Genomic DNA, 25,520 nt, shown 5'->3' on the forward strand with positions numbered 1-25,520 from the left:
ACACCCGGCTGATGGGGGCGACGTGACCGGTCCGTACGGATATCCCGCGCAGCCCGGACCGGCGAACTTCGGCTATCACGCACCGCAGATCCGGCCGAGCGCGGCGACGGCGATCATCGCGGCATTGCTGGGGCTCGTCGCCGCGGGCACCGCCGGATACCTCCCGGTCTACTTCTTCCTCGAACTGCCGTCCGGATTCAGCATCGGTGATCTGCCCGGTCTCGTACTCACCGCGCTGGGGCTGTACCTGCTGGCCGCGTTGCTCCTTCTGGTCGGCTCGCTGTCGGCGTTCTTCCGCTCCGTCGCGGGTGCCATCCTGCTGGTGCTCGGTTCGCTGATGGTGATCACCGCCGTGCTGATGGAACCGTTGGCGTTCAACGGGGCCTACGGCCTGTACTTCCGCATGCAGTTCGAGTTCGAGACGTTCGTCGCCCTCGTGCGCGTGGTCATGTTCGCGGTCGTCCCGTTCACGCTGATCTTCGCGATCATCCCGCCGACCCTGAAGTATCTGCGCTGGCGCCCTTCCCCGGCCCAGCCCTACCGGCCGCAGAATGAGGCTCCCCGGCAAAGCGGTTGGTGAGTCCTGAGCGGGAGCCGCGGAAACAGGATCGCCTTCCGGGCCGGTAGCCGGGCTGACAGGATGAGGCGAGGGTTTCGACAGGGGGAGCGATGACGTACCAGCAGTACCCGCCGCACGGCGGATATCCGCCGCCCGGCGCCTACCCGCCGCCGGGAATGCCGCGGCAACCGAACGGCGCCACCGGGATCATCGCCGGGATCCTCGCGATTCTCGGCGGGCTCTGGTTCCTTGCCGGCGTCGCGTTCCACATCATCGAACTCTCCCATTTCACCATTTCGTTCCTCGTGGTCGGCGCGATACTCGACCTCCTCACCGCGGCCCTGCTTTTGAGCGGTGGCATCCTGCTGCTCCTGCGCAAAGGCGCCGGGCGAGTGCTCACCGTCGTCGGCTCCGGGGCCACGCTCGGTTTCGTGGCCCTGGCCTTCGTGCTCCGGGCGATCGGCGCGGGTTTCTACTTCACGTACAGCGGGGTGACCCTGCAGTTCGGCGTCGGCGTGCTCCTCATCGTGGTCCTGGCCCCGGCGATCGCGACCCTCGTGCTGGCGTTGATCCCGCCGACCGCGCGCTGGGTGGCGGCCAAGAAGCAGCCCGCGGGGATCATGCCGCCGCCTCACCACGGCTACCCGCCGCAGCAGCAACAGCAGCAGGGTCCTACACCCGGACAGTGGTGAGTTCAATCCCAGTCGATGGGATCTCGAGGAGGTGGTCGTACCCTGGGAGGTATGGCCGACGACTACTCTCTGCTGGGCTTCGAGACACGCGCGATCCACGCCGGGCAGACCCCTGATCCCCGGACCGGCGCGGTCATCGTGCCGATCTATCAGACCTCGACCTACGCGCAGGACGGCGTCGGCGGCACGCGCGAAGGCGACTACGAATACTCCCGCACCGCGAACCCCACGCGCACCGCGCTGGAGGTCGCGCTCGCGGCACTCGAAGGCGCCCGGCACGGTCTGGCCTACTCGTCGGGGATGGCGGCCAGTGACGTCCTGCTGCGGGCGACCCTGCGGCCCGGCGACCACCTCGTGCTCGGCAACGACGCGTACGGCGGCACGTTCCGGCTGATCGACAAGGTGCTCAGCCTGTGGGGCGTCGAGCACACTGTCGCCGACCTGGGGAACATCGCCGAGGTCCGCGCCGCGATCCGGCCGGAGACGAAGCTGATCTGGTGCGAGTCGCCGACGAACCCGATGCTGGGGATCGCGGACATCGCCGCGCTGGCCGAGGTCGCGCATGGCGCCGGCGCCCGCCTGGTCGTCGACAACACCTTCGCCACCCCGTACCTGCAGAATCCGCTTTCGCTGGGTGCCGATGTCGTCCTGCACTCGACGACCAAGTACCTCGGCGGGCACTCGGACGTCGTCGGCGGCGCGATCCTGACCAACGAGGACGAGCTGCGCGAGCAGCTGTTCTACCTGCGCAACGCGGCGGGCGCGGTGCCCGGCCCGTTCGACGCGTGGCTGACCCTGCGCGGGATCAAGACGCTCGCGCTGCGGATGGAGCGGCACAGCGACAACGCCGAGCTGATCGCCCGGATGCTGCTGAAGCACCCCAAGGTCGATCGCGTCTACTACCCGGGCCTGCCGGAACACCCCGGCCACGAGATCGCTTCGAAGCAGATGCGGCGCTTCGGCGGGATGATCTCGTTCACCCACGTCGACGGTGAGCAGGCCGCGCTCGACGTCGCGTCGAAGACGAAGCTGTTCATCCTCGCCGAGTCGCTGGGCGGGATCGAATCGCTCATCGAGCACCCCGGCCGGATGACCCACGCGAGCACCGCCGGGTCCACCCTCGAGGTGCCGGACAACCTGCTGCGCCTGTCCGTCGGCATCGAGGACGGCAGTGACCTGGTCACCGATCTGGCCAAGGCCCTGGGCTGACCGCCGCCGAGCCCAGGGTGGGAGCAAGGGACCTTTGCTATCGTTAGCGTACCCATGCTAACTGAATGACAGCAAAGGTCCCTTGCTCTCTTTGCACTGGTCAGCGCGGTGTGGTGGGAGAATCGCCCGGTTACGGGCGGAAGTTACTGGGCTCGATGCCGCTCTTCGCGTCCGCTTCGTGCGTAGTGCCCTGAGGGGCGGCAGGCAGTTCGGAGCCGTCGACGCAGCCACCGACGAGCTCGATGTGGTTGTCGTGCCGGATGTACTGGCCAGGGTCCACGCAACCGGCGCGATCGACCGTGTAGACGGCGGCACCGGTCAGCAGAGCGGCCGAAGTGAGGGCCAGCACGACCGGGAGCAGCCCGGCTGAACGGGTCGCCCGGGCCCTGCCGATGTTCCCCCGTGTCATGCGCGCTCCCTGGTCGCCTTCGCCGCCGTCGTCAAGAGTACCTGGATGGTGAACTTGTCACGTGACGTATCCGTCAGGTGGCATCATCCGGTCAGCGCTCCGGTCGCTGACGCCCTGAGAACGCCGCGCTTCAGGACGCCTGCTGGCCGGTGATGGCGGCGACCGCGAGTTCGCGTTCGGGCTCGCCGACCTCCGGCAGGGTGAACCGCGACGCCCGGATGTGAGTGAGCAGTTCGGGATCGGGCGCCACATCGTGCTCGCGCAGGTAGTAGGCGACCGCACCCGGCCAGTACCAGCTGCCGTCCGTGCGGAAGTTCAACGGCACCAACGGTTCCCGGTCGGGCTCGAACGCGTCGGCGTCGTAGGTCCGCGACGCCAGCACGACCGGCGCGCCGTCGAGGTACTCCAGTACACGGTCTCGCTCGGCGGGGGACAGCGGCTCGCGGTTCACCACCGGACGGCCTGACTCGTCGAGGCCGTCGTAGACCCGTGGCGAGCGCAGGGCTTCCGGGGCTTCGGCCGGCGGAGTGGCGACCAGCTGCTCGGCCGGCGGTGCGGCTTCGAGTCCGGCTCGCTGTCGCAGCCAGTTCGGGATGTTCTGCTCGGCCCGCGGGAAGAACCGCAGTTCGTCCTGGAACCCGATCTGAGGCGGCGCCTGCCGCCACGGCGGCTCGACATCCGGGAGGAAGTCCGTGCTGAGCACCGTCGCCGAGCCGTAGACCAGGATCGCGCTCAGCCAGGTCCCGCGGCCGGGCCGGTACATCCCCGCACGCAGGTTTCCGAGCAGCTGCACGGCTTCCGGGCTCGGCTGCACCGGACGCGGCAGACCGTCCTGTCCGGTGACGAGCAGGTCGGCCTCGACATGCCTGCCCGCCGCCCGGTACTCGACGCGCATCTGCTGCCAGCCAGGCGGAAGCGGAGTCGCGAGGGCATGACCGATCTGCCAGACGAGCTGCTGTTGCTGCTGCTGGCTCAACGGCGTCGGCGGCTGGGTCATCGTCTTCCTCAGTCGGTCTTGGCGCCGGAGGCGGCCAATCCACGCTTGAACCAGTCCGGCATGTACGCCTCGCCCCGGGGGAACCGTTCCTGCTCCAGGGCGAACTCGCCCGGTGCGGGGTACGGCTGGAAGTCGGGTTCGTTCTGCCAGTTGTACTGCACGCGGAACCGCGACGGGGGTTCGATGACGAGCCTGGCCGAGAACCAGGTTCCTTCGCCTTCCTGGTACATGCCGCCGCGCAGCCGCTGGAACATGCGCCACGTCTCGACGGACGGTTCCCACACCTGGTAGGTGCCGTTCGGGTCGAGCACGCCGACCGCGACGTCGATGTTCTTGCCGACCACCCGGTAGTCCAGCATCACCTCACGCCAGCCCTGCGGCAAAGCACCGACCACCGACAAGGTGATCTCGCCGAGAAGCTCGTTCTGCGCGATGGGGTCGAGCTGGGGCCATTGAGCCATCCGGTAAATCCTCCTCGTGGTCACCGCTGGAATAGCGGTGACCCATCATGGCACGGGTGCCGGTTCAGGCCGGGGTGTCCCGTTCCTGCTCCAGCTGTGTGCCTTGGGCAACCAGATTCCGCAACCACGCCGGAACGTGCTGCTCGTCGCGCGGGAACGTTTCCAGGTCGCGGGTGAAGGTGGTCGGATGCAACGGCGGCCACCATTTCGGGTCTTCGTCGAAGTTGAACGTGAACTCGGGTGCCAGACCGGACGTCAGCACGACCTTCGCCGAGAACCACGTTCCGCGACCTGGTTCGTACATCCGGGTCCGCAGTTCGCGGAACCCGCCCCGTACTTCGGCGGGCAGGTCGATGTCCCCGCTCCGCCCGTCGGCCAGCCGGATTTCCGTGGCGTAGTCGTAGGCCAGCACGGTCGCGGACACGGTGAGGCTGACCTTCGCCCAGCCGTCCGGCGCGGCCTCGGTCAGCGCGGATGCGATACCGGTGGTCAGCTCGTCCGTCATGGGGTCGCTCCGTAATGGGTGTCCGGGCCGTAGTTGACCTTGGAAGGATCATTCGGGAAGTCGCGTTGTCTGGTCACTCGCGACACCTCGACCGGTCCGGGGAGAAGATTCCCCTGACCGTCGACGGCGTACACGACCTCTTGCCAGCGCATGACCACGTTCTCCGGAATGCCGTTGCTCTCGCCTTCCATCCTGACCTGATAGTTCTCGACCTTCTGGCCGGGCACCTCGTCGAACTTGCCCAGTTCGGCCTCTTGAGCCCGCCAGGACGCGTCATGGATCCAGCTGTCCCTGTAGTGACCGCTGTTGGAAGCGGCCATCTGGGGATGCATGTTGACGTACTCGCCGGGACCACCCATCTCATGCGCCGAGAAGTGCCCGCCCGCCCATTCGACGTGTGCGTACGTGCTCCCGTGCACCGGGTGACTTTGGTAGGCCGCCTTACCTTCTTGGCCCGACCTGTTCTGCGACGTGTTGTCGCGGAAGTCGTCGTGTTTCCCCTTGAAGACCGGGTCGCCGGTCATCGCGCTCGGCTTCCCGTTGTCACCGACTTCGAAGGTCCAGTGCTTTGTCGGGTCGTGGAAGTTGGGGACGCGATACTGCGTATTGGGCTGCAGGGGGTAGCGCAGGTCGGGGTTGTGGAAGGGCTTCGAGGTCGGCAGCGTCGTCTCGACGTGCGTCACCTTCCCGGTGTCGTCGGTGAAGAACCGGCTGCTGGCACCGTTCTTGTACTCCACCTTGTACTCGGCGTTCATCGCCAGCGGCTTCTCACCGCGCAGAGCCTGCGGAACCCCTTCGGGATCCGGCTGACTGTTCCGGGTACGTGGCTTGACGTCGTCGATGGTCTTGGGCGAGTCGATCGGATCGTGCCCGCCCGGCCGGTCCCGCGGCCCGGCGAACTCCGAGTCGGCCCCTCGGTTCCAGGTGGCGAACCGCTCGTTGAACTCCGGCGAGTCCGGGCGGATCGTCCGAGGTTTGGGAACGTCGTCGTACGGCGGATGACCGGCGTCGTCGCCGTCGCCGCGGCTCTGGGCGCTCTCGGCGTCGACGTCCTGCTTGTCCGCGTGCGAGGTGTCCGGAGTGAAGCCGTCGTCGCTTGCCCGGCGGGCGGTGCCGTCGGGGCTGTGGACGTCCCATTCGCCGTTCGGCGGGATCCTCGGCCGGGTGCGGCCGTCGGGGCCGATCTCGTAATCGGACGAGAAGACACGCCCGTTCGAGTCGGTCCACGCCGGCTTGCTCGGCGCCATCACCTCGGTGTCGAGTTCCCGCGACAGACGGCGCGCGAAATCGTTCGAGCCGGCGTCACAGCCGATCAGCCTGATCGGGCGGCCGTCGTAGTCCCCGTTGCGCCGCAGGATGTCCGCGAATTCCTCGGGGGTGTACGTGCGGTTGCCGATGCGGGCGTGCCCGTCCGGCGTCACGTGCACGTCGACGGTGTAGCGGCCGTCCGGATCCGGCTGGACCCGGTGCGGCAGGTCGCCCATGTCGCCGTCGCCGCGGTGGTACGAACTGCCCGCGGGGGTGCCTTCGGAATGCCGCTGGTTGACCTCGTCCGGCGTCAGCGGGCGGTCCGGCTCGGCGTCGGGACCCCGGTCGTGCGGTGAGCCGTTCTGGTCCTGGCGCGGGCCGTGCCCGTCGGGGCCGTGACCGTCCGGCGAACGCGGCGGCCCGGAGTGACCGCCTGGACCGCGGCCTCCGGGGCCGGAGTTGCCGGGACCCGTGCCGCCCGGCCGGTTGCCGGGGCCGTGTGTACCGGGCGTACCGGTGTGCGGCTGGGCCCCTGGGCCGAAGTCGTTGCCACGGGCGACCGGCTGCGGCTGATGCGGCTGGTTCGGCCGTCCGCCGGGACCGGTCTGGCCGGGACCCCGGCTGGGGCCGGTGTGGGTGTCGGGACCGCGCGGGGTGTGCGTGTCCGGGGTGCGCGGCGAGCCGGGCGTACCCGTCCAGCCGCCACCCTGCGGCCTGCCGCCGGGCGAACCCGGGGTGCCGCCGGGCGTGCCACCCGGAGCGCCCTGGGGCGGCATGCCGCCGGCGACCGGCTGACCCTGCGGCGGGACACCGGGCGAACCGTCGCCACCGGTACCGCCGCGCTGCGAAGGAACGTGTGACGGGCCCGCGTCGCCGACGCGCGGTGCTGTGGGCGCGGTACCGCTGGTCGTCGTGCCGCTGTCGGTCGGCCGGGTGGGGCTGCCGCCGTCGTTGCCGCCATGCTGGCCGGGCGACGGATCGGAACGCGGTGTGGGCGAACCGCCGCCGTCACCGCCGTGCGTACGGGGCGAGCCGCCACCGTCGCCGGTGTGACTGGGCGATCCGCCGCTATCGGCCCGAGTGTTCGGGGCGTCGGGTGCGTGGCTGGGCGAGCCACCGGTGTCCGCTCGCGTGTGCGGGGTGGGAGATCCACCGTCCGGGGCGTGGCTCGGCGAACCGCCGCTGTCGGCCCTGGTGTGGGGAGCGGGAGAGCCGCCGCCGCTGTCGGCCCGGGTGTTCGGGGCGTCGGGTGCGTGAGTGGGAGAACCGCCGGTGTCCGTCCGTGTGTGCGGTGCCGGGGAACCTCCGTCGGGTGCGTGGCTGGGCGAGCCGCCGCTGTCGGCCCGTGTCTGAGGTGCCGGGCCGCTGTCCGCCCGGTTCGGGCTCGGTGAACCGCTGTCGGGTGTGCGGTTCGGAGTGCCGGAATCGCCGGGTGATCCGCCGTCGGAGCGGGCGGCGCTGGGAGAGCCGCCACCGCCGTCCGGTGTGCTGCCGAGGTTTCCGTCCGAAGTGGACGGTGAGTCGCCATCGCCGGTGCGGCTGGGAGAGCCGCTGTCCGAACGGGTCGGCGAGCCGCCACCGTCCCTTGTGGACGATGAGCCGCCGTCGCCACCGCGGGTGGTGGTGCTCGACGGGGTGTCGCCGGTGCGCGAGTCGCCGTTCGAGCCTGTGTCACTCGAACCGGAGTCACTCGAACCGGAGTCACTTGAGCCCGAGTCGCTCGAGCCGTCACCGGAGCGGCCGGAGTCACCCGAACCATCCGAGTCGCCGTCGGAGCCGTGGGAACCGGAGTCGCCGGAGCCGTCGTCGGAGCCGCTGCCGGAACCGTCGCCGTCCGGTCCGTCGCCGGATCCCGTGCCGCCGCCGTCGGGCCCGCCGGAGCCGCCGCCGCGGCCACCGCGCTGGACGAAGCCGCCCGCCTTGATGTTCTTGGGGTTGAGCGCGTCGAGACCGGTGATCTTGCCCGCGATCTTGCCGAAGATTTTGATGATCTTCTCGAAGACGTCGACCAGCTTGCCGAGCAGCGGCGAGACCCGCCGCATCGCGTCGCACAGTTCCTTGAGCTTGTCGGCGATCTTCGCGGCCCACTTGGCGATCGCGGTGACGGCCTGCGCGACCACGATGGGCGTGCCGAAACCTAGGGAGAACACCGTCTCCATGACCCACGCGATGAGCTTGCCGACCGCGTCCGCGATCAGCTGGCGGATGAATTCGCGGACGAACGCGACGATCTCGCCGAAGATCATCACGACGGTGCTGATGCCGCCCGCGACCGTCGCCGCCGCGCTGATCGCCTCCGCCTGTTCCGCGGCCTGCTTGCGGTACTGGTCGGCGGCCTCGCCGGTCCAGCCGGAAGTGCCGTTCTTGACCTTGTTCGCCAGGTCGACCTGGGTGTCTTCCAGCTTCTTGGCGACGTTGCCCCAGGTCTCGGAGTACGACTGGATCACCGGTGGATCGCCGGCCACCGCGTCCAGCATGTCCTTCAGCGGCTGCATGTGTTCCATCAGGAACGACGCCACCGACGACATGAGGTAACCGAACGGATCGATCGCGGCGCTGGCTATCTCGCCCGCGAGGCTCAGCACGCCGAGCCCGCCGCCGACCCAGTCGCCGTTCGAGATGCCGTTGAAGGCGTCCATGGCCGACTCGGCGACACCGATGCCCGCCGCGTAGCCGTATTCGCTGTTCCCGGCCGTCAGCGGGCCAGGGCCGTCGCCGTCCGTCGGCGCCTTCGCGACGAGCGGGTTTCCCTCGGGCATCAGTCAGGCACCTGCACGTTCTTGAATTCCGCCGCGAAGTTCTCGTCCTGTGCCTGGTAGGCGTTCGACGCCGAGCGCACGTTGTTCGCCACCGCTGTCGCGGCTTCGACGGCCTTGTTCAGCGCGTTGATGCCGAACTCCTCGACCGGGTCGAGCATCATCCGGAACGGCTGGCAGATGATGCCGTACGCGTCGGTCGGCATGCTCACCTGCTGGGCGGCGTCGACCGCCGTGCGCAGCCCGTCGGCGATGCCGTCGACCTGCTTGGCGTGCGCGTCGAGGTCGGCGCCGAGCTCGTAACCCTTGCCTGCCATGGTTTCTCCCCTCTACCAGGCCGGATGAACACTAAGAAAGAATGCTGCCGCCGAAATCGTCGTCGTCTTCGTCCTGCGCGCGGCGGCGGCGCGGGACCTGCTTGGGCTGCGGCGGGGTGCCCGTCGCGGGCGGCGGGGGCTCTTCGTCCTCCGGGCCGAAGCGGTGGTGCCGCTCGGGTTCCGGCGGAGCGAGGTCCTCTTCCGGCGGAGCTTCCGGGAAGGTGCTCTGCGCCTCCGCGATCACCCTGCTCGCCGTCTCGTCGGTGGTGCCGACCGTTTCGGCCATCGCCGCCTGCAGCAGTTCCGGGATCCGTGACTGCGCGAGCTGCACGAGCCGCATGACCTGCGACGAGACCTCGGCCATCCGCTTGCCGCTCGCGGCTTCGGCGATGACCAGGTTCGTCAGCAGGCCTTTCGAGTCGATCGTCACCTCGATGGTGTTGTCCTTCGACCGCTCTGTCACGGTCTGCCCCTGCATGCGGGCGGCCATCGCCTGATAGCGCGCGGCGGTCTCCTGGATCTGCTTCGTCCAGTTGTCCACCATCTGTTCGCTGGCGTCGACGTTGTCCGGCATCGGGACCCTTCCACAAGCTGCATGCTGACGTCTTCACACTGACGGTCCGAAGGAGCCTTCGGTTCCGGAGTGCTCGAAGTTTAGTTCCCGTCCGGTGTACCACCCCGCGCCGACAAAGTCGGCCCCGTCACGCAGCGAAAGGGCCCTTCACCACACAAAGTGCGATGAAGAGCCCTTTCACGCCCTGCGAACTGCCGGGGTCAGAGGTTGCCGCGAGGCTGCGTTGACGGCGCCTCGCCGTTAGAGGTTGCCTCGGCGCTCCTGCTCACGCTCGATGGCCTCGAACAGGGCCTTGAAGTTGCCCTTGCCGAAGCCGAGCGAGCCGTGGCGCTCGATGAGCTCGTAGAACACCGTCGGGCGGTCGCCGATCGGCTTGGTGAAGATCTGCAGCAGGTAGCCGTCCTCGTCGCGGTCGACCAGGATGCGGTGCTCCTTGAGCTTCTCGATCGGCACCCGGACCTCGCCGATCCGCGCACGCAGCTCCGGGTCGTCGTAGTAGGAGTCCGGGGTGTCGAGGAACTCGACGCCCGCCGCGCGCATCGCCTTCACCGTCGCGACGATGTCGTTGGTGGCCAGCGCGATGTGCTGGCAGCCCGCGCCGCCGTAGAACTCGAGGTACTCGTCGATCTGCGACTTCTTCTTCGCGATCGCCGGCTCGTTGAGGGGGAACTTGACGCGGTGGTTGCCGTTGGAGACCACCTTGCTCATCAGCGCCGAGTACTCGGTCGCGATGTCGTCGCCGACGAACTCCGCCATGTTCACGAAGCCCATGACGCGGTGGTACCAGTCGACCCAGTAGTCCATCTTGCCGAGCTCGACGTTGCCGACACAGTGGTCGACGGCCTGGAACAGCCGCTTCGGCGCGCCTTCGGGGCGGACGATCTTGCTCTCGCGCGGCTCGTAGCCGGGCAGGTAGACGCCGGTGTACTTCGACCGGTCGATCAGTGTGTGGCGGGTCTCGCCGTAGGTCGCGATCGCGGCGATACGCACGGTGCCGTGCTCGTCGGAGACGTCGTGCGGCTCTTCGAGGACGGTGGCGCCCTGCGCGCGGGCGTGGTCGATGCAGCGGTCGACGTCGGCGACCTCGAGCGCGAGGTCGATGACGCCGTCGCCGTGGCGGCGGTGGTGGTCGAGCAGCGAGGAGTCGGGCTTGACGCCGCCGGTGATCACGAAGCGCGCCGAGCCGGACTTCAGCACGAACGACTTGCGTTCGAAGTTCCCGGTCTCGGGGCCGGAGTACGCGACGAGCCGCATCCCGAACGCGACCTGGTAGAACCACGCGGTCTGCGTGGCGTTGCCCGCGATGAACACCACCGCGTCCATCGACTTCACCGGGAAGGGATCGGTCGAAGAGTCGTGGTCGACGAGGCCGACGAGCTGACGCAGCTGGTCGTAGCTCACGTCGTCAAGAGCACCCTGGGGTTCCACTGTGTGCGTCATGCCATGAAGCATCCGAGCGCGTGACAAAATGTGCAATGGTCAAAGATTTCGCTGCGCACTATGTCCAGTGGAGTGTGGGGTTGCGCGGTCAAAGTGGACAACCTGTGTAGGAGGTAGGCACGATGTCGGAAGTGCTCGACGAGCTGGACGCACGGCTGCTGCTGTTGCTCACCGACTCGCCCCGGCTCGGAGTGCTCGAATGCGCGCGGCGTCTCGGCGTCGCGCGGGGCACCGTGCAGGCCCGGCTGGACCGGCTGACCGAACGCGGGATCCTCGGCGGATTCCCGCCCGAGCTCGACCTCGCGGCGATGGGATACGGCCTCACCGCGTTCGCCGTCCTGGAGATCGCGCAGGGCCGCCGGGCCGAGGTCGCGGAGGCGCTGTCCGCGATCGACGAGGTGTGCGAGGTCTACGCGACGACAGGCCAGGGCGACCTCTTCGTGCGGATGGTGGCGCGCAACAACGACGACCTGCAACGAGTGGTGGACGAGGTGGTCGGCGCGCCGTACGTGCGGCGGACGTCGACGTCGATCGCGTTGTCGACGCCGGTTCCGCCGCGCGTACGGCCGCTGCTCGAACGGCTGGCGCGGAACTAGCGCACTTGGTGCAGGTACCGCGCGGCCGACCGCTGGACGGCCTCGTGCCCGTCGGTGCGGATGATCGCGTCCCACCAGGCGCCGTAGATCGCCTGGAACTCGTACGGTTCGAGCATCTCGGCCGCGCGGCGGACGATCTCCGGACGCTCCGGGATCAGGTTCGGGTAGCTGTACATCATGCCGACGAACCGGCGGTCCGGGACGACCTGCAGGATGTCGCCCGAAAGCAGCGCGCCGCGGCCGTTCTCCCCACCGGGCCAGTGCAGCACGGTCCCGCCGTCGAAATGCACGCCGAGGTTGATCAGCCGCAGGTCGGGGGCGACGTCGAGGGTCGCGCCGCTCCACAGCTTGATCGCCGGATCCGGCCTGCCGATCCACTGCCTGTCGCCCTCGTGCAGGTAGACGGGCACGTCGAAGGCGTGAGCCCACTCGACCATGGTGGTGTAGTAGTGCGGATGGCTGATCGCGATGCCGGTGATCCCGCCGAGTTCGCGGACCTTCGCGACGAGGTCGTCGTCGATGAAGCCCGCGCAGTCCCACAGGAAGTTGCCGGATTCGGCCTTGATCAGCAACGCCCGCTCGCCGATGGCGAAATTGGGGGTGGACCCGACCCCGAGGAGACCGGGGCCCTGCTCTTCGACGCGGGCCGTGTACGTGCCACTGGCGCGAATGGTGTTCAGATCGGTCCACTGTTGTCCGGCCTGCGGGATGTATTGACGTTCGTCTTCGCAGACCGGGCAGTCGGACCGGGGTTCCGCGTACTGCATGCCACAGGCGACGCAGATCGGTAGCTCGCTCATCGTTTCCCTCCAGGTTGATCTGGAGGGAAACGCTAACGGCTCATATGCGCGCCCGGCCATATCGGGCCGGGCGCGCGGTGTCGATTGTCGCGCGCTGACGAAAAATCGCCGAAGAGGCGCCGTTTCGCAGTCAACTCGCGCTGCGTGTGGAGGGCGCCTCTTCATCGAGTTTCCGGGGCCTTCGGCCGCAAAGCGGCGCGCGGGTGAAGTCTCCGTCGGGCGCTGGGCGCCCTTGGGGAGACCAGCGACTCACTTGTCGGTGTACGGCACGGCCTTGACGAGCGTCACCTTCTGGATGCTGCCGTTGGGCAGCTCGTACTCACGGGTTTCGCCCTCTTTGGCGCCGAGCAGCGCCTTGCCGAGCGGGGACTCCGGTGAGTAGACGTCCAGACCGCCCTCTGTGCCCTCTTCGCGGGTCGCCAAGAGGAAGTTCTCGTCCTCGTCGTCACCGTCGTAGCGGACGGTGAGGACCTTGCCCGGTCCCGCGCTGCCGTCGTTGGCGGGCGGCTCGCCCACCTTGGCCGAACGGAGGAGCTCCTGGAGGTGGCGGATGCGGGCTTCGTGCTGGCCCTGCTCTTCGCGGGCGGCGTGGTAACCGCCGTTCTCCTTGAGGTCGCCCTCTTCCCGGCTGTCGTTGATCTTCGCAGCGATGACCGGGCGGAGCTCGATGTAGTGGTCGAGTTCCTGCTTGAGCCTGTCGTAGGCATCCTGGGTCAGCCAGGTCACCTTTGTGTCGCTCACGGTCACCATCTCCTCGTGGGGCCTGCCAGGCTTGGGTGTTCAAGCCGGCCGCCAGGTTCGGCATGGCGTGCCGAACCTGGGTGAGATAAAAGGAAAAACACGGCCCGTCTTGGGCCGTGCCGGTAGATCAGAGTAACACGGCGCGAGGCATCGCCGCCGGTGGAATTCGGTCGCGCCTCGGCGTTGGGCGCCCGTTTCACCCCGTTGGCCGCTATGGCCTTGACAGGTACCGTGGTACGTCGTATGAGCACCCGAAGATATCAGCCGTGACGGGCTTTCCGATGCTTTTGATGGTGGTTGTCACCCTGCTGTTCTTCGAACCAGGCTGAATCAGGACCTCTTTGCGGCCGCTTTCCGCGCCCGCCTTGTCACGGACCCGGACGACGCACACCCCCGGACGGTTCACGTCGTCCCTGGTCACGTTGATCGTGATCTCCATCGCGTCGCCGGGCTTCTCGGCGAATGAGACGCGTTCGCCGTCGATGGGCGCGCTGCCGAAGTTCACGTACATGGCGTAAGCGATACCGCCGCTGACCAGCAGTGCGATCACGCCGAACACCAGGCGCCGCCAGCGGGCGGGCCGCGCGGCGCGGGTCTTGCCGTACCGGGCGTCCAGTGAGTCCGTCCGGGCGCTTTCCGCGGTGGGAGCGTCCTGTCCCGTGCTCAACCCGGGCCTCCCGGTTGGTGTCGTCGTGCTCGCAGGGACAATGGGGTCGTATGCGAGTGGTTCCCCTCGAGTATCCGCGCCCGGTCGGGCGGGCCGTCAGGCAGGGTCGCAGGGGAATAGGGAACGAGAAGGGGACGTTCGGAGCATGGTGCTAGCCGATGAACCGCCGAAGTCACGCCTCCGCCTGATGGCGGTGCACGCGCACCCCGACGACGAGTCGAGCAAGGGTGCCGCCACGATGGCCAGGTACGCCGCCGAAGGGCACGAGGTCATGGTCGTGACCTGTACCGGTGGCGAAGCGGGCAGCGTGCTGAACCCCGCCATGGACCGTCCCGACGTACTGGCCAACATGACCGAGATCCGCCGGGAGGAGATGGCCCGCGCGGCCAAGATCCTCGGCGTGAGCCACGTCTGGCTCGGCTTCCTCGACTCGGGCCTTCCCGAGGGAGACCCGCTGCCCCCGGTCCCGGAAGGCTCGTTCGCGGTCGTCCCGCTCGAAGAGTCCACCGGTGCCCTGGTGAAGGTCATCCGCGAGTTCCGCCCGCACGTGATCGTCACCTACGACGAGAACGGCGGGTACCCGCACCCCGACCACATCCGCACGCACGAGATCTCGGTCGCGGCCTTCGACGCCGCGGGCGAGGCGGAGCGCTACCCGGACGCGGGCGAGCCGTGGCAGCCGTTGAAGCTCTACTACGTGCACGGGTTCTCGCGCGCCAGGATGACCGTGTTCCACGAGGGCCTGCTCGCGCGTGGCCTCGAGTCGCCGTACGAAGAGTGGCTCAAGTCGTGGGACCCGGAGAAGGCCGACGTCATGGACCGGGTGACCACCCGCGTCGAGTGCGGCGACTACTTCGAGCAGCGTGACGAGGCCCTCAAGGCGCACGCCACCCAGATCGACCCGAACAGCCGCTGGTTCGCCGTCCCGCGCGACCTGCAGCGCGAGGTCTGGCCGACCGAGGAGTACGAGCTGGTCCGCTCACTGGTGGACAGCACCCTGCCGGAGGACGATCTGTTCGCCGGTTTGAAGGAGAAGGTGGGCTAAATGAGTTTTGTCGTGCCGGCGTTCGCCGTCGTTCCGGTGACGGTGTCGTCGCAGTTCCTGGCACAGCAGCCCGGCAACGGCGACAACGGCGGCCAGGGTGAGGACTTCGGCAAGTCGTCGCCGGTGGGTTTCCTGATCCTGATCCTGTTCCTGATCGCCGTCGCGCTGCTGGTGCGGTCGATGACCAAGCACCTGAAGCGGCTCCCGGAGAGCTTCGACGAGCCTGCCGCTTCGTCGGACGCCGCCTCGGAGACGCCCGCCGACGAGACTCCTGTCGAGAAGGCCGTCGCCGAGGAGCCCGCCGCCGCTCGGGCCGCGGAGAAACCGGCCGTCAAATCTGACTGAGCGCTGCTATGAAAGGCCCGTTACTTGCAAATTTTGCAAGTAACGGGCCTTTCATAGCGTTTCCGGACCGAGTCAAAGGCGAGGGTCGACCGGATCCGATTCCATCGCCAGCACCGCGAACACGCACTCGTGCACCCGCCACAGCGGTTCCCCGCGCGCCAGCCGCTCCAGCGCCTCCAGCCCCAGCGCGTACTCGCGCAGCGCCAGCGCCCGCTTCCGGTTCAGCCCGCGCTTGCGAAGCCGCGCGAGGTTCTCCGGCAGCGTGTAGTCCGGCCCGTAGATGATCCGCAGGTACTCCCGCCCGCGCACCTTCACTCCCGGCTGCACCAGGCCACGCGTGCCGCGCGACAGGTTCGCCGCCGGTTTGACGACCATGCCCTCGCCGCCCGCGCCGGTCAGGTCCAGCCACCATTCGACGCCGCGGGCCACCGACGCCGGGTCGGTGGTGTCGACCGACAGGGTCCGCGTGCGCGTGAACAGGTCGCCGGTGAGCCGGTCCAGTCGCGCGAGATGCCAGTCGTGCGGCCGGTCGTGGTACGACTTCCCTTCCGACGCGAGCACCTGGAACGGCGCCAGCCGGACGCCGTCGAGGCCGTCGGTCGGCCAGCAGTAGCGCCGGTAGGCCTGCCGGTACGCGTCGACGGCGGACTCGCGCACCCGCGTCCGCGCCAAAAGCTCCGACACGTCGACCCCGCGAGCGGCCGCGGCGTCCAGTGAAGCGACGGCCGCGGGCAGCACGGACTGGGCCGCCGCGCCGACGGACGCGTACTGGTCCGAGATCAGCGAGTCCGCCTTCGCGCTCCACGGCAGCAACTCCGCGTCGAGCAGCAGCCAGCCGGTGTTCAGCTCGTCGAACAGCGCCGACGCGGCTTCGCGGACGCCGTCGAGCAGCCGGGTGTTCTGTTCGGGTGCGAAGAACGGCCGCCCGGTGCGGGTGTACACCGCGCCGGGTCCCCGGATCCCGAATCGCGCGGGAGCCACGTCGTCGTCACGGCACACGAGCACGACCGCCCGCGATCCCATGTGCTTCTCTTCGCACACGACCGATTGGACGCCTGCCGCGCGGAACTCGGCGAAGGCCTCCTCCGGGTGTTCGAGGTAGTCGTCCAAGGCGGATGTCGCACAGGGCGCCATGGTGGGCGGCAGGTACGGCAGCCAGCGCGGGTCGACGGCGAACCGGCTCATCACCTCCAGCGCCGCCGCCGACTGCTCGGCGGAGACCCCGACCCGGCCGTGGTGGCGGGTCTCGACGATCCGCTTCCCGGTGACGTCGCCCAGCTCCAGTACCGCGGGCTCGCGGCCGCCCAGCGGCCGCTCCGGTTCGAGCGGGCGCGCCGGTTCGTACCAGACCTTTTTCGCCTTCACCGAGACGACTTCCCGCTCCGGGTAACGCAAAGCGGTCAGCTTGCCGCCGAAGACGCAGCCCGTGTCGAGGCACATGGTCCCGTTGACCCACTCCGGTTCCAGCGTCGGCGTGTGTCCATAGAGGACTGTCGCGGTCCCGCGGTAGTCGCGCGCCCACGGCAGCCGCACCGGCAGGCCGTACTCGTCGGTCTCGCCGGTGGTGTCGCCGTACAGCGCGGTGCTCCGCACCCGACCGGACGCGCGCCCGTGGAACTTTTCGGGCAGGCCCGCGTGCGCGACGACGAGCTTGCCGCCGTCGAGGACGAAGTGCGCGATGAGGCCGTCGCAGAATTCCCGCGCCTTGACACGGAATTCCTCGTCCTGCGCGGCGAACTGCTCCAGTGACTCCGCGAGACCGTGCGCCACCTTTACCTTGCGCCCGTTCATCGCGCGGACCAGTTTCTGCTCGTGGTTCCCGCAGACGACCAGCGCGCTGCCCGCCTCGGCCATCGCCATCACGCGGCGCAGCACACCCGGGGTGTCGGGTCCGCGGTCGACGAGGTCGCCGACGAACACCGCTGTGCGTCCTTCGGGGTGCACGCCGTCGACGTAACCCAGTTCGGTGAGGAGCTCCTCCAGTTCCTCGCGGCAGCCGTGGACGTCGCCGATGACGTCGAACGGTCCGGTCAGGTCGCGGCGGTCGTTGCGCAGCGGCTCGACGACGATCTCCGCTTCGGCGACCTCGGCTTCACTCCGCAGCACGTGCACGCGGCGGAAACCCTCGCGCTCCAACGACTTCAGCGAACGGTGCAGTTCGCCGCGCTGGCGGCGGACGACGTGTTCGCCGAAGTCGCGGTCCGGCCGGGACTCGTTGCGTTCGTGGCAGAGCTTGACCGGCAGGTCCAGCACGATCGCCGTCGGCATGACGTCGTACTCCTTCGCCAGTTTCAGCAGGCTCGCCCGGGAGGCGCGCTGGACGTTCGTCGCGTCGATGACGGTGACCCGTCCGGCTTCGAGCCGCTTCGCCGCGACGTAATGGAGCACGTCGAAAGCGGCGGCCGACGCGCTCTGATCGTTCTCGTCGTCGGCCACCAGACCGCGGAAGTAGTCGCTGGACAACACCTGCGTCGGCGCGAAATGCGTCCGCGCGAAGGTGGACTTGCCGGAGCCGGAGGCCCCGACGAGCACGACGAGGGACATGTCGGGAATGGTCAGTTTCATGCCACGGCCTCCTTTCGAGACGTGAAGACCGCCATCTGGGTCGGCGGTCCTGATTCCTGGGACTCCTGTCCCACCGGAAGTAGTGAGACCTCGTAGCCGCGCCGGGACGCGACACCCTCGGCCCACGAACGGAACTGCTCGCGCGTCCACTCGAAACGGTGGTCGGCGTGCCGGAACCGGCCCTCTTCGAGGAATTCGAAATGCCGGTTGAACTCGGCGTTCGGCGTCGTGACGAGCACGATCCGCGGTGCGGCGACGCCGAAAACGGCGTGCTCCAGCGCGGGCAGGCGCTCCTCGTCGACGTGCTCGATCACTTCCATCAACACGGCCGCGTCGTACCCGGCCAGTGACGGATCCGCGTAGGTCAGCGCGGACTGCCGGAGGGTGATCCGGGCCTTGTCCTTGAGCCGCTTTTCGGCGATGTCGAGCGCGCTCGCGGACACGTCGACACCGACGATCTCGGTGAACGACGGATCCTTCTGGAGCACGCGCAGCAATGCGCCGGCGCCGCATCCGAGGTCGAGCACGCGCCGCGCGCCCGCGGCCCGGAGCGCCGCGAGCACACTGCCGTGGCGCTGGACGGCCAGCGGCTCCGGCCGGTCCGGCAGCTCGGTGACCAGCGCTTCGGCCTCGGCCGGAACGTCGTCCGCCTCGGCCAGCCGATCGAGCGCGTACGAGACGATCGGCCGCCGCCGTTCGAGGTACCGGTTGGTGATCAGCTCCCGTTCCGGGTGTCCGGCCAGCCAGCCCTCGCCGACCCGCAGCAGCTTGTCGGCCTCGTCCTGTCCGATCCAGTAGTGCTTGTCGCCGTCGAGCGCGGGCAGCAGGACGTACAGGTGCCGCAACGCGTCGACGACGCGCTGCGTCCCGGTCAGCCGGAGATCGACGTAGCGGGAATCGCCCCACCGCGGGAATTCGGGGTCGAGCGGGATGGGCTTCGCCTCGACCCGCCAGCCCAGCGGCTCGAACAGCTTGTGGACGACCTCGGCGCCGCCACGCGCGGTCAGTGACGGCACGTGGATCTCCAGCGGGAATCGCTCGTCGACCAGCTCCGGCCGGTTCGCGCACCGGCCGGCCAGCGCGGTGGTGAAAACGGCCCGCAGCGCCACCGCCAGATACGAGCCGCCCGCGTACGGCCGGTCGTTGACGTACTGGGTCAACGACGTCCCGCCGCCGCGCACGAGCTCGATCGGGTCGATCTCGGCCAGCAGAGCGACGGTGCAGCGATCTTCGGCCGCTTCGGGGTAGAAAACGTGCGCCGTCCCGGCCGAGAGCGTGAACGACTGCGGCTTCTCCGGATGCTTGTGCAGGAGAAAGCCCAGGTCGGTGGCGGGTGTCCGGGTGGTCGTCATGGTCAGCAACACCGCGTCAGTGTCGCGCAGACGGCCGTTCCGCGCGCCCGCTTTTCCGCGTGCGACCCTGGTGGCATGTCGAACCGCCTGAAGGCCGCGACCAGTCCGTACCTGCTGCAGCACGCCGAGAACCCGGTGGACTGGTGGCCTTGGGGAGAAGAGGCGCTGGCCGAGGCGAACCGGCGTAACGTGCCGATCCTGCTTTCGGTCGGCTACGCGGCCTGTCACTGGTGTCACGTCATGGCGCACGAATCCTTCGAGGACGAAGCCACCGCGACGCTGATGAACGCGAACTTCGTCAACATCAAGGTCGACCGCGAGGAGCGCCCGGACATCGACTCGGTGTACATGGCGGCCACGCAGGCGATGACCGGTCAGGGCGGCTGGCCGATGACGTGTTTCCTGACCCCGGAGGGTGAACCGTTCCACTGCGGCACCTACTACCCGCCGTCGCCGCGGCCGGGGATGCCGTCGTTCTCCCAGTTGCTCGTCGCCGTCGCCGAGGCATGGAGTGAGCGTCCGGACGAATTGCGGTCCGGCGCCCAGCAGATCATCGCGCATCTCACGGAGAAGAGCGGGCCGCTGCCCGAGTCCGTTGTGGACGCCGCGGCGCTGGACGCCGCTGTCGCCCTGCTGCACAAGGAATACGACGCCGAGACCGGCGGTTTCGGTGGAGCGCCGAAGTTCCCGCCGACGATGGCGCTGAACTTTCTGCTCCGGCACCACGAGCGCACCGGATCCGATCTCGGCGCCGTCGAGCATACGGCGGAGGCGATGGCCCTCGGCGGGCTCAACGATCAGCTCGCCGGTGGCTTCGCGCGCTACTCGGTCGACGCGCGCTGGGAAGTTCCACACTTCGAAAAGATGTTGTACGACAACGGGTTGCTGTTGCGTTTCTACGCTCAGTTCCATGGCGTGACCGGGCTCGAGTACGCGCGGCGGACGGTCGAGGAGACCGCGGAATTCCTGCTGCGTGACCTCGGGACGGCCGAAGGTGGATTCGCCGCTTCGCTCGACGCGGACACCGAGGGCGTCGAGGGGCTCACCTATGTCTGGACCCCCGCGCAGCTCGTCGAGGTGCTCGGCGAGGAGGACGGCGCCTGGGCGGCCGAGCTGTTCCAGGTGACCGAGCGGGGCAACTTCGAGCACGGCGCGTCGACCCTGCGGCTGCGTGAGCCGCATCCAGAGGACGAATTGCGTTACGAGCGCGTCCGTCGTGCCCTGCTGGCCACGCGGGACGGACGCCCTCAGCCCGCCCGTGACGACAAGGTCATCGCCGCCTGGAACGGGCTCGCGATCGGCGCGCTCGCCAAGGCGGGCGCCCGGCTCGATCGTCCACAGTGGATCTATGCGGCCGCCCGCGCGGCGGCTTTCCTGATGGACACCCATTTCGTGGACGGACGACTGCGGCGAACCTCGCGCGATGGCGTCGTCGGCACGACGGCCGGGGTGCTGGAGGACTACTCCTGTCTCGCCGAGGGGCTGCTCGAACTCCACCAGGCGACCGGAGAGCCGCGTTGGCTCGCGGACGCGATCACCTTGCTGGACCTCGCCTTGGCGCATTTCGGCGTCCCGGACTCGCCGGGTGCCTACTACGACACGGCCGACGACGCGGAGGTGCTGGTGCAGCGGCCCTCCGACCCGACCGACAACGCGAGCCCGTCGGGAGCCTCGGAGCTGGCGAACGCGTTGCTGACCGCGTCCGTGCTGGCCGGGCACGACCGGGTGGGCCGCTACCGCGAGGCGGCCGAGCAGGCGCTGTCCCGCTCAGGACTGCTCGCCTCGCGCGCGCCGCGTTTCGCCGGGCACTGGCTGACCGCCGCCGAAGCCGCCGTTGCCGGCCCGGTGCAGGTTGCCGTCGTCGGTCCGGATGCCGCTTCGCGCTCGGATCTGCTGGCCGCGGCCCTCGCTTCGCTGCCGGACGGCGCTGTCGTCGTGAGCGGGACTCCGGATGCCGACGGCGTGCCGCTGCTCGCCGACCGCCCGCTGGTCGAGGGTGGCGCTGCCGCTTACGTGTGCCGCGGGTACGTGTGCGAGCGCCCGGTCACGACGGTGGAGGAGCTGCGCGCCCAGCTCGGCTGAGCAGTGCAATGAAAGGCCCGTTACTGGCAAATTTTGCAAGTAACGGGCCTTTCCTAGCGCGCGCGGGTACGACGACCGCAGGTTTCGCCGGGGGAGAACACGGCTGTCTTTCGGCCATTGCGAGCGTAGCGTCGGTAGCGTTGTAATCATGTAATCGCGGAGTCGAGCATGCACACCTACTTCAGGACGGCGAGACATATGGGACGCGGTGGCTGGAAGGGCCGGGGCGGCTGGCAGCAGGCGGAGATCCCCTCGGCGGACGACGCGGCGGCGTGGTTCGGCGGACGGCTCCCGGAGAGCTGGTTCACCGGAGACCCCCAGGTCACGGTGGATCGCGAGGAGATCGTCATCGTCGGCGAGCTCCAGCCGCTCACCGGTGACTACGCCGACGACGCCGCCCGCGCGGCGGCCGAGGACGGCCGGATCAGCCGGTTCCGCGAGGAGACCCGCGACGAGCGGATCGAGATCGCGCGCCAGGCCGAGCACCGGTATCAGCGCAAGGTCGCCTGGGGCGCGAGCCTCGGTGGCACGAGGCACCTGTTCACCACGCATTCGGCGCCGGTGATGACCAGGTTGCGGCAGCCCGAACGCCTGGTCCTCGACACCCTCGTCGACGCAGGCGTCGCGCGGTCGCGGTCCGAGGCGCTGGCCTGGGCGGTCCGGCTGGTCGGGGAGCACGCGGACACGTGGCTCGCCGAGCTCCGGGAAGCGATGACCAAGGTCGACGATCTCCGCTCACAGGGACCGGACCTTTCCTGAGGCGGGCGTCTCCGCGGGAAGCCGGTCCGATTCGTGCTGCGCCCCCCGATGCGGTGCGGCAGGCTGAGCGCAGACCGCACCGCATCGGAGGAATCGTGGACACACCGGGACTTCCCGCGAAGATCGACCCGGACGCGCTGACCACCGTCCTCGATGGACGGTGGGCCGGGCTTCGCCGCGCGGTTCGCGCGCAGATGGCCGCGGAGAACTTCAAGGACCCCGTCGACCTCGACGTCGAGGCGCATCGCGCGCAGGTCCTCGAATGGCTGCGGCTGCTCGCCCGCACCGACCGGCCGGGGCTCGGCTTCGACCCGGCGCACGGCGGTGGCGGCGACGTCGGCGGTTCGGTGATGTCGTTCGAGATGCTGGGGTTCGGCGACCTCTCGCTGATGGTCAAGGCAGGCGTCCAATGGGGACTGTTCGGCGGCGCGGTGCAGCTGCTCGGCACCGAGCGTCACCACGAGCGCTACCTGCGCAAGATCAAGGACCTGGACCTGCTGGGCTGCTTCGCGATGACCGAGCACGGCCACGGCTCGGACGTCCAGCACCTGCGCACCACCGCGACCTACGACCCGGCCACGCGCGAGTTCGTCGTGCACACGCCGGACCGCGGCGCGATGAAGGAGTACATCGGCAACGCCGCCCGCGACGGCGAACTCGCGGTCGTGTTCGCGCAGCTGATCACCGGCGGCGAGTCGCGCGGCGTGCACGCGTTCGTGGTGCCGATCCGCGGTGAGGGCGCGAGCGGTGTCGAGATCGAGGACTGCGGGCGCAAGGCGGGCCTCAACGGCGTCGACAACGGGCGGCTCACTTTCACCCAGGTGAGGGTTCCGCGCGAGGCGCTGCTCAACCGGTTCGGTGATGTCGCCGAGGACGGTACGTACACGAGCCCGATCGAAAGCGACGGCCGCCGGTTCTTCACGATGCTCGGCACGCTGATCCGCGGACGGGTCAGCGTCGCGGGCAGTGCCGGCAGCGCGACGAAGCGCGCTTTGGCGCTGGCCGTCCGGTACGCCGAACAGCGGCGGCAGTTCGCGCGCCCCGAGGGTGACGAGGTCGTGATCCTCGACTATCGCGCCCACCAGCGGAAACTGCTGCCCGCGCTGGCGACGTCGTACGCGCTGCACTTCGCACAGGAAGCGCTCGTCTCGACACTTCACGACATCGCCGAGGACGCGCCGGAGGAAGAGCAGCGAGAGCTGGAATCGCGGGCCGCCGGGATCAAGGCCGTCTCGACCTGGCACGCGACGGCCACCATCCAGGCCGCTCGCGAGGCGTGCGGCGGCTCCGGCTACCTCTCGGAGAACCTGCTCGCCGGGCTGAAGGCCGACACGGACGTCTTCACCACCTTCGAAGGCGACAACACCGTGCTGCTGCAGCTGGTCGCGAAGGGCCTGCTGACCAGCTACAAGGACCATTTCGAAGACCTGAGCCCGCTCGCGACCGCGCGGTTCGTGGCGGAGCAGTTCGTCGAGGCCGTGATCGAACGGACGTCGGCGCGCAAGGTCGTCGAGCGGCTCACCGACGCCGACGACAGCGACGTCCTCTACTCGCGGGAATGGCACCTGAAGCTGTTCGAAGACCGCGAAGAGCACGTACTCGGCGGAGTCGCGCAACGTCTGCGTAAGGCAGGCTCGGACCCCTTCGGCGTCTTCAACGACGCGCAGGACCACGTGCTGCGCGCCGGACGGGTGCACGTCGATCGAGTGGTGCTGGAGGCGTTCATCGGCGCGATCGAGCGCTGTGCCGACGCGGAGGCGCGGGAACTGCTCGAGCGCGTCTGCGACCTCTACGCGCTCGCGAACATCGAGGCGGATCGAGGCTGGTTCCTCGAACACGGACGCCTGACTTCGGGGCGCTCGAAGGCCGTCACCGCCGCGGTGAACGCGCTGTGCGCCGACCTGCGCCCGCACGCGCGGACGCTCGTGGACGCCTTCGCTATCCCCGAGCAGTACCTAGCGGCTCCGATGTTGCAGGACTGAGCCCGGCACGCTGCTCGGCGAGCTCGACCCGCAACGCCTTGACCTCGCGGGTCAGCTCGTCGAGGTGCTCGCGAGTGACGGCTTGCGCGTTCTCGTCGGCTTCGGTCACCCGGCGGATCAGCCACGACGCCAGCGTCGCGGTGACCACACCGAGCAGGGCGATCCCGGCCACCATCAGTCCCACCGCGACGACGCGACCGGTGCCGCTGATGGGGTACCGGTCGCCGTAGCCGACCGTGGTGATCGTCGTGATCGACCACCACACCGCGTCCGGGAAGTCGGAGATCGGCGCGTCCGGCGCGGCGCGCTCGGCGTCGAGTACGGCGAGTGCCGAACAGAACACGATGAGCGCCGTCGCGCCCACCGTGTAGATCACGACACGGCCGCGCAGCGACAGGCCGGCGTTGCGGTTGAGGACGTTGAGCACCGTGACCAGCCGGAGCAGCCGCAACTGCCGGATCAGCGGGAGCACGATGATCAGCAGGTCGAAGATGTTGTTCTTCAGGAAAACCCGTTTGTCCTCGGCGTGTTTGAGGCGGACGCCGTAGTCCAGGGCGAAGACCGCCCAGGAGATCCAGGTGACCACCTCGCACCAGACCCTGCCGGTGTGCCCGAGCGAGGGTTGGAGGATCGGCCACGCGTAGGCGGCCAGGAACAGTACGGCGGCGGCGTTGAGCGGCCACTCCATCCGCTTTTCCCACATCGGGCGTCTCCTCACCTGGCCTTTTCCAGGTGCGTACGTTAAGCGATGTCGAGGGCCGTGCCATAGAGTTTCCCGGTTTTGAGGGTGATGAAAAGCCTGCGCTCGTCCGGGTCTTCCTGTGTCCGAACGACTTCGGAGAGTTCCGCTTCGCCTTCCACGACGGCGAATTTCCAGTGATCGGCGCTGGAGACGTAAAGGGACGCGTGCGGATTGTTACGGATCTGCTTGACCTTCAGACGGTCTTCGGTCGTGCTGATCCGGATTTCGCGGGTCTCGGGATCCCACTTGTAGACGACGGTGGAGAGATGCGGGCGGCCGTCACGCTTGAGGGTCGCGAGGGCACCAAAGGTGTGCTCGGCGAGGAAGGCGCTGAGGGCGGCGTCGTCGAGGGCGCGGGGCGGTGGGTTCTTGGCCATGGTGGCGATCATGGCTCCCGTGGTGGAGGCGCGGAAGAAGGCACTTTCTTGTGCCAGAGGGAACACGCGTGTGTCCGTCCTGGTCACGTGGGTCGTGAGTGGCGATTCGGGTTAGAACCAAGGGCGCCTGAGGTACCTACTGGATTCTGCGTGCGGGTGTTCGCAAGTTCGTGGTGCCCAGCGGCGGTGTCGCGAAAGCCACTTTCGCGGAAACAGAGGTGGGGGAAAGGGAGGTTTTGGAGAACCCGGGGGGGTGGGGGGGGGATCGCGAGGAGGCGGAGGGGGGGGGTGTTCAAACCA

General features: G+C 68.8%; 24 protein-coding genes. 9 read left to right on the forward strand and 15 right to left on the reverse strand.

Annotated elements, in window-relative coordinates:
* Positions 1 to 22: 22 nt before the first annotated feature.
* The 3 genes from ACZ5IK_RS04105 to ACZ5IK_RS04115 all read left to right on the forward strand — a co-directional run bounded on the left by ACZ5IK_RS04105 (position 23) and on the right by ACZ5IK_RS04115 (position 2,460).
* The gene (locus tag ACZ5IK_RS04105) at positions 23 to 580 is read left to right on the forward strand and encodes a hypothetical protein (protein WP_465486468.1); all 558 of its coding nucleotides are present in this window, start codon (positions 23 to 25) and stop codon (positions 578 to 580) included.
* A gap of 89 nt (positions 581 to 669) precedes the next feature.
* On the forward strand, positions 670 to 1,251 hold the full coding sequence (locus ACZ5IK_RS04110; protein ID WP_465486469.1) for a hypothetical protein: 582 nt from the start codon (positions 670 to 672) through the stop codon (positions 1,249 to 1,251).
* 51 nt (positions 1,252 to 1,302) lie between these two features.
* The gene (locus ACZ5IK_RS04115; protein ID WP_465486470.1) at positions 1,303 to 2,460 is read left to right on the forward strand and encodes a cystathionine gamma-synthase; all 1,158 of its coding nucleotides are present in this window, start codon (positions 1,303 to 1,305) and stop codon (positions 2,458 to 2,460) included.
* Positions 2,461 to 2,590: 130 nt separating this feature from the next.
* Here the strand turns inward: ACZ5IK_RS04115 and ACZ5IK_RS04120 are convergent, their stop codons facing one another.
* The 8 genes from ACZ5IK_RS04120 to hppD all read right to left on the reverse strand — a co-directional run bounded on the left by ACZ5IK_RS04120 (position 2,591) and on the right by hppD (position 11,167).
* Positions 2,591 to 2,869 (reverse strand): hypothetical protein, encoded by a 279-nt coding sequence (locus ACZ5IK_RS04120; protein ID WP_101610531.1) that lies wholly within the window; start codon positions 2,867 to 2,869, stop codon positions 2,591 to 2,593.
* A 130-nt stretch (positions 2,870 to 2,999) separates the two neighbouring features.
* Entirely contained in the window at positions 3,000 to 3,866 is an 867-nt protein-coding gene (locus tag ACZ5IK_RS04125; protein WP_465486471.1) for a ferredoxin, read from the reverse strand.
* Between the two features lie 8 nt (positions 3,867 to 3,874).
* A complete protein-coding gene (locus tag ACZ5IK_RS04130; protein ID WP_465486472.1) occupies positions 3,875 to 4,327 on the reverse strand; it encodes a hypothetical protein in 453 nt (150 codons plus the stop codon).
* Between the two features lie 64 nt (positions 4,328 to 4,391).
* A complete protein-coding gene (locus ACZ5IK_RS04135; RefSeq protein WP_465486473.1) occupies positions 4,392 to 4,832 on the reverse strand; it encodes a hypothetical protein in 441 nt (146 codons plus the stop codon).
* Positions 4,829 to 8,839, reverse strand: coding sequence for a hypothetical protein (locus ACZ5IK_RS04140; RefSeq protein WP_465486474.1), 4,011 nt, complete (start codon positions 8,837 to 8,839; stop codon positions 4,829 to 4,831). The genes ACZ5IK_RS04135 and ACZ5IK_RS04140 overlap by 4 nt, the downstream gene beginning before the upstream one ends.
* Positions 8,839 to 9,153 carry a type VII secretion target gene (locus ACZ5IK_RS04145; protein WP_101610527.1) on the reverse strand — a complete coding sequence of 105 codons (315 nt, stop codon included), beginning with the start codon at positions 9,151 to 9,153 and terminating at the stop codon, positions 8,839 to 8,841. Before ACZ5IK_RS04145 ends, ACZ5IK_RS04140 begins: the two co-directional genes overlap by 1 nt.
* A gap of 31 nt (positions 9,154 to 9,184) precedes the next feature.
* The gene (locus ACZ5IK_RS04150; protein WP_101610526.1) at positions 9,185 to 9,727 is read right to left on the reverse strand and encodes a YbaB/EbfC family nucleoid-associated protein; all 543 of its coding nucleotides are present in this window, start codon (positions 9,725 to 9,727) and stop codon (positions 9,185 to 9,187) included.
* A gap of 240 nt (positions 9,728 to 9,967) precedes the next feature.
* Positions 9,968 to 11,167: a 4-hydroxyphenylpyruvate dioxygenase gene (gene hppD / locus ACZ5IK_RS04155; RefSeq protein WP_101610525.1), complete on the reverse strand. Its 1,200-nt coding sequence runs from the start codon at positions 11,165 to 11,167 to the stop codon at positions 9,968 to 9,970.
* Between the two features lie 122 nt (positions 11,168 to 11,289).
* Between hppD and ACZ5IK_RS04160 the strand changes: the two genes are divergently transcribed.
* Positions 11,290 to 11,763, forward strand: a complete 474-nt coding sequence (locus ACZ5IK_RS04160; protein ID WP_465486475.1) for an Lrp/AsnC family transcriptional regulator — start codon at positions 11,290 to 11,292, stop codon at positions 11,761 to 11,763.
* Here ACZ5IK_RS04160 and ACZ5IK_RS04165 read toward each other — a convergent pair.
* The 3 genes from ACZ5IK_RS04165 to ACZ5IK_RS04175 all read right to left on the reverse strand — a co-directional run bounded on the left by ACZ5IK_RS04165 (position 11,760) and on the right by ACZ5IK_RS04175 (position 13,971).
* On the reverse strand, positions 11,760 to 12,563 hold the full coding sequence (locus ACZ5IK_RS04165) for an MBL fold metallo-hydrolase (RefSeq protein WP_465486476.1): 804 nt from the start codon (positions 12,561 to 12,563) through the stop codon (positions 11,760 to 11,762). The genes ACZ5IK_RS04160 and ACZ5IK_RS04165 overlap by 4 nt on opposite strands.
* Positions 12,564 to 12,812: 249 nt before the next feature.
* Complete coding sequence (gene greA, locus ACZ5IK_RS04170; RefSeq protein WP_101610522.1) at positions 12,813 to 13,313, reverse strand: transcription elongation factor GreA; 501 nt, start codon at positions 13,311 to 13,313, stop codon at positions 12,813 to 12,815.
* 202 nt (positions 13,314 to 13,515) lie between these two features.
* Positions 13,516 to 13,971, reverse strand: a complete 456-nt coding sequence (locus ACZ5IK_RS04175; RefSeq protein ID WP_465486477.1) for a DUF4307 domain-containing protein — start codon at positions 13,969 to 13,971, stop codon at positions 13,516 to 13,518.
* A 145-nt stretch (positions 13,972 to 14,116) separates the two neighbouring features.
* On the opposite strand from ACZ5IK_RS04175, the gene mca reads away from it, so the two are divergent.
* The gene (mca, locus tag ACZ5IK_RS04180; protein WP_465486478.1) at positions 14,117 to 15,016 is read left to right on the forward strand and encodes a mycothiol conjugate amidase Mca; all 900 of its coding nucleotides are present in this window, start codon (positions 14,117 to 14,119) and stop codon (positions 15,014 to 15,016) included.
* Entirely contained in the window at positions 15,017 to 15,361 is a 345-nt protein-coding gene (locus tag ACZ5IK_RS04185; RefSeq protein WP_465486479.1) for a hypothetical protein, read from the forward strand.
* Positions 15,362 to 15,433: 72 nt separating this feature from the next.
* Here the strand turns inward: ACZ5IK_RS04185 and ACZ5IK_RS04190 are convergent, their stop codons facing one another.
* Both ACZ5IK_RS04190 and ACZ5IK_RS04195 read right to left on the reverse strand, forming a co-directional pair.
* Positions 15,434 to 17,926 (reverse strand): polynucleotide kinase-phosphatase, encoded by a 2,493-nt coding sequence (locus ACZ5IK_RS04190; RefSeq protein WP_465486480.1) that lies wholly within the window; start codon positions 17,924 to 17,926, stop codon positions 15,434 to 15,436.
* Positions 17,923 to 19,290: a 3' terminal RNA ribose 2'-O-methyltransferase Hen1 gene (locus tag ACZ5IK_RS04195; RefSeq protein ID WP_465486481.1), complete on the reverse strand. Its 1,368-nt coding sequence runs from the start codon at positions 19,288 to 19,290 to the stop codon at positions 17,923 to 17,925. The genes ACZ5IK_RS04190 and ACZ5IK_RS04195 overlap by 4 nt, the downstream gene beginning before the upstream one ends.
* A 63-nt stretch (positions 19,291 to 19,353) precedes the next feature.
* Here ACZ5IK_RS04195 and ACZ5IK_RS04200 point away from each other — a divergent pair, with 63 nt between their 5' ends.
* The 3 genes from ACZ5IK_RS04200 to ACZ5IK_RS04210 all read left to right on the forward strand — a co-directional run bounded on the left by ACZ5IK_RS04200 (position 19,354) and on the right by ACZ5IK_RS04210 (position 24,101).
* A complete protein-coding gene (locus ACZ5IK_RS04200) occupies positions 19,354 to 21,360 on the forward strand; it encodes a thioredoxin domain-containing protein (protein WP_465486482.1) in 2,007 nt (668 codons plus the stop codon).
* 198 nt (positions 21,361 to 21,558) lie between these two features.
* Complete coding sequence (locus ACZ5IK_RS04205; RefSeq protein ID WP_465486698.1) at positions 21,559 to 22,119, forward strand: hypothetical protein; 561 nt, start codon at positions 21,559 to 21,561, stop codon at positions 22,117 to 22,119.
* Between the two features lie 95 nt (positions 22,120 to 22,214).
* A complete protein-coding gene (locus ACZ5IK_RS04210) occupies positions 22,215 to 24,101 on the forward strand; it encodes an acyl-CoA dehydrogenase family protein (protein ID WP_465486483.1) in 1,887 nt (628 codons plus the stop codon).
* Here ACZ5IK_RS04210 and ACZ5IK_RS04215 read toward each other — a convergent pair.
* Both ACZ5IK_RS04215 and ACZ5IK_RS04220 read right to left on the reverse strand, forming a co-directional pair.
* Complete coding sequence (locus tag ACZ5IK_RS04215) at positions 24,058 to 24,804, reverse strand: potassium channel family protein (RefSeq protein ID WP_465486484.1); 747 nt, start codon at positions 24,802 to 24,804, stop codon at positions 24,058 to 24,060. The genes ACZ5IK_RS04210 and ACZ5IK_RS04215 overlap by 44 nt on opposite strands.
* Before the next feature lie 38 nt (positions 24,805 to 24,842).
* The gene (locus tag ACZ5IK_RS04220; protein ID WP_465486485.1) at positions 24,843 to 25,307 is read right to left on the reverse strand and encodes a pyridoxamine 5'-phosphate oxidase family protein; all 465 of its coding nucleotides are present in this window, start codon (positions 25,305 to 25,307) and stop codon (positions 24,843 to 24,845) included.
* Between the last annotated feature and the right edge of the window lie 213 nt (positions 25,308 to 25,520).

The sequence above is a fragment of the Amycolatopsis sp. NPDC031561 genome (assembly GCF_055580625.1).

Excerpts from the sequence above, each read along its gene's own strand:
- ACZ5IK_RS04110 (WP_465486469.1), top strand. The coding sequence starts at position 670 with ATGACGTACCAGCAGTACCCGCCGCACGGCGGATATCCGCCGCCCGGC.
- ACZ5IK_RS04115 (WP_465486470.1), top strand. The coding sequence starts at position 1,303 with ATGGCCGACGACTACTCTCTGCTGGGCTTCGAGACACGCGCGATCCAC.
- ACZ5IK_RS04120 (WP_101610531.1), bottom strand. The coding sequence starts at position 2,869 with ATGACACGGGGGAACATCGGCAGGGCCCGGGCGACCCGTTCAGCCGGG.
- ACZ5IK_RS04125 (WP_465486471.1), bottom strand. The coding sequence starts at position 3,866 with ATGACCCAGCCGCCGACGCCGTTGAGCCAGCAGCAGCAACAGCAGCTC.
- ACZ5IK_RS04130 (WP_465486472.1), bottom strand. The coding sequence starts at position 4,327 with ATGGCTCAATGGCCCCAGCTCGACCCCATCGCGCAGAACGAGCTTCTC.
- ACZ5IK_RS04135 (WP_465486473.1), bottom strand. The coding sequence starts at position 4,832 with ATGACGGACGAGCTGACCACCGGTATCGCATCCGCGCTGACCGAGGCC.
- ACZ5IK_RS04140 (WP_465486474.1), bottom strand. The coding sequence starts at position 8,839 with ATGCCCGAGGGAAACCCGCTCGTCGCGAAGGCGCCGACGGACGGCGAC.
- ACZ5IK_RS04145 (WP_101610527.1), bottom strand. The coding sequence starts at position 9,153 with ATGGCAGGCAAGGGTTACGAGCTCGGCGCCGACCTCGACGCGCACGCC.
- ACZ5IK_RS04150 (WP_101610526.1), bottom strand. The coding sequence starts at position 9,727 with ATGCCGGACAACGTCGACGCCAGCGAACAGATGGTGGACAACTGGACG.
- hppD (WP_101610525.1), bottom strand. The coding sequence starts at position 11,167 with ATGACGCACACAGTGGAACCCCAGGGTGCTCTTGACGACGTGAGCTAC.
- ACZ5IK_RS04160 (WP_465486475.1), top strand. The coding sequence starts at position 11,290 with ATGTCGGAAGTGCTCGACGAGCTGGACGCACGGCTGCTGCTGTTGCTC.
- ACZ5IK_RS04165 (WP_465486476.1), bottom strand. The coding sequence starts at position 12,563 with ATGAGCGAGCTACCGATCTGCGTCGCCTGTGGCATGCAGTACGCGGAA.
- greA (WP_101610522.1), bottom strand. The coding sequence starts at position 13,313 with ATGGTGACCGTGAGCGACACAAAGGTGACCTGGCTGACCCAGGATGCC.
- mca (WP_465486478.1), top strand. The coding sequence starts at position 14,117 with ATGGTGCTAGCCGATGAACCGCCGAAGTCACGCCTCCGCCTGATGGCG.
- ACZ5IK_RS04185 (WP_465486479.1), top strand. The coding sequence starts at position 15,017 with ATGAGTTTTGTCGTGCCGGCGTTCGCCGTCGTTCCGGTGACGGTGTCG.
- ACZ5IK_RS04190 (WP_465486480.1), bottom strand. The coding sequence starts at position 17,926 with ATGAAACTGACCATTCCCGACATGTCCCTCGTCGTGCTCGTCGGGGCC.
- ACZ5IK_RS04200 (WP_465486482.1), top strand. The coding sequence starts at position 19,354 with ATGTCGAACCGCCTGAAGGCCGCGACCAGTCCGTACCTGCTGCAGCAC.
- ACZ5IK_RS04205 (WP_465486698.1), top strand. The coding sequence starts at position 21,559 with ATGGGACGCGGTGGCTGGAAGGGCCGGGGCGGCTGGCAGCAGGCGGAG.
- ACZ5IK_RS04215 (WP_465486484.1), bottom strand. The coding sequence starts at position 24,804 with ATGTGGGAAAAGCGGATGGAGTGGCCGCTCAACGCCGCCGCCGTACTG.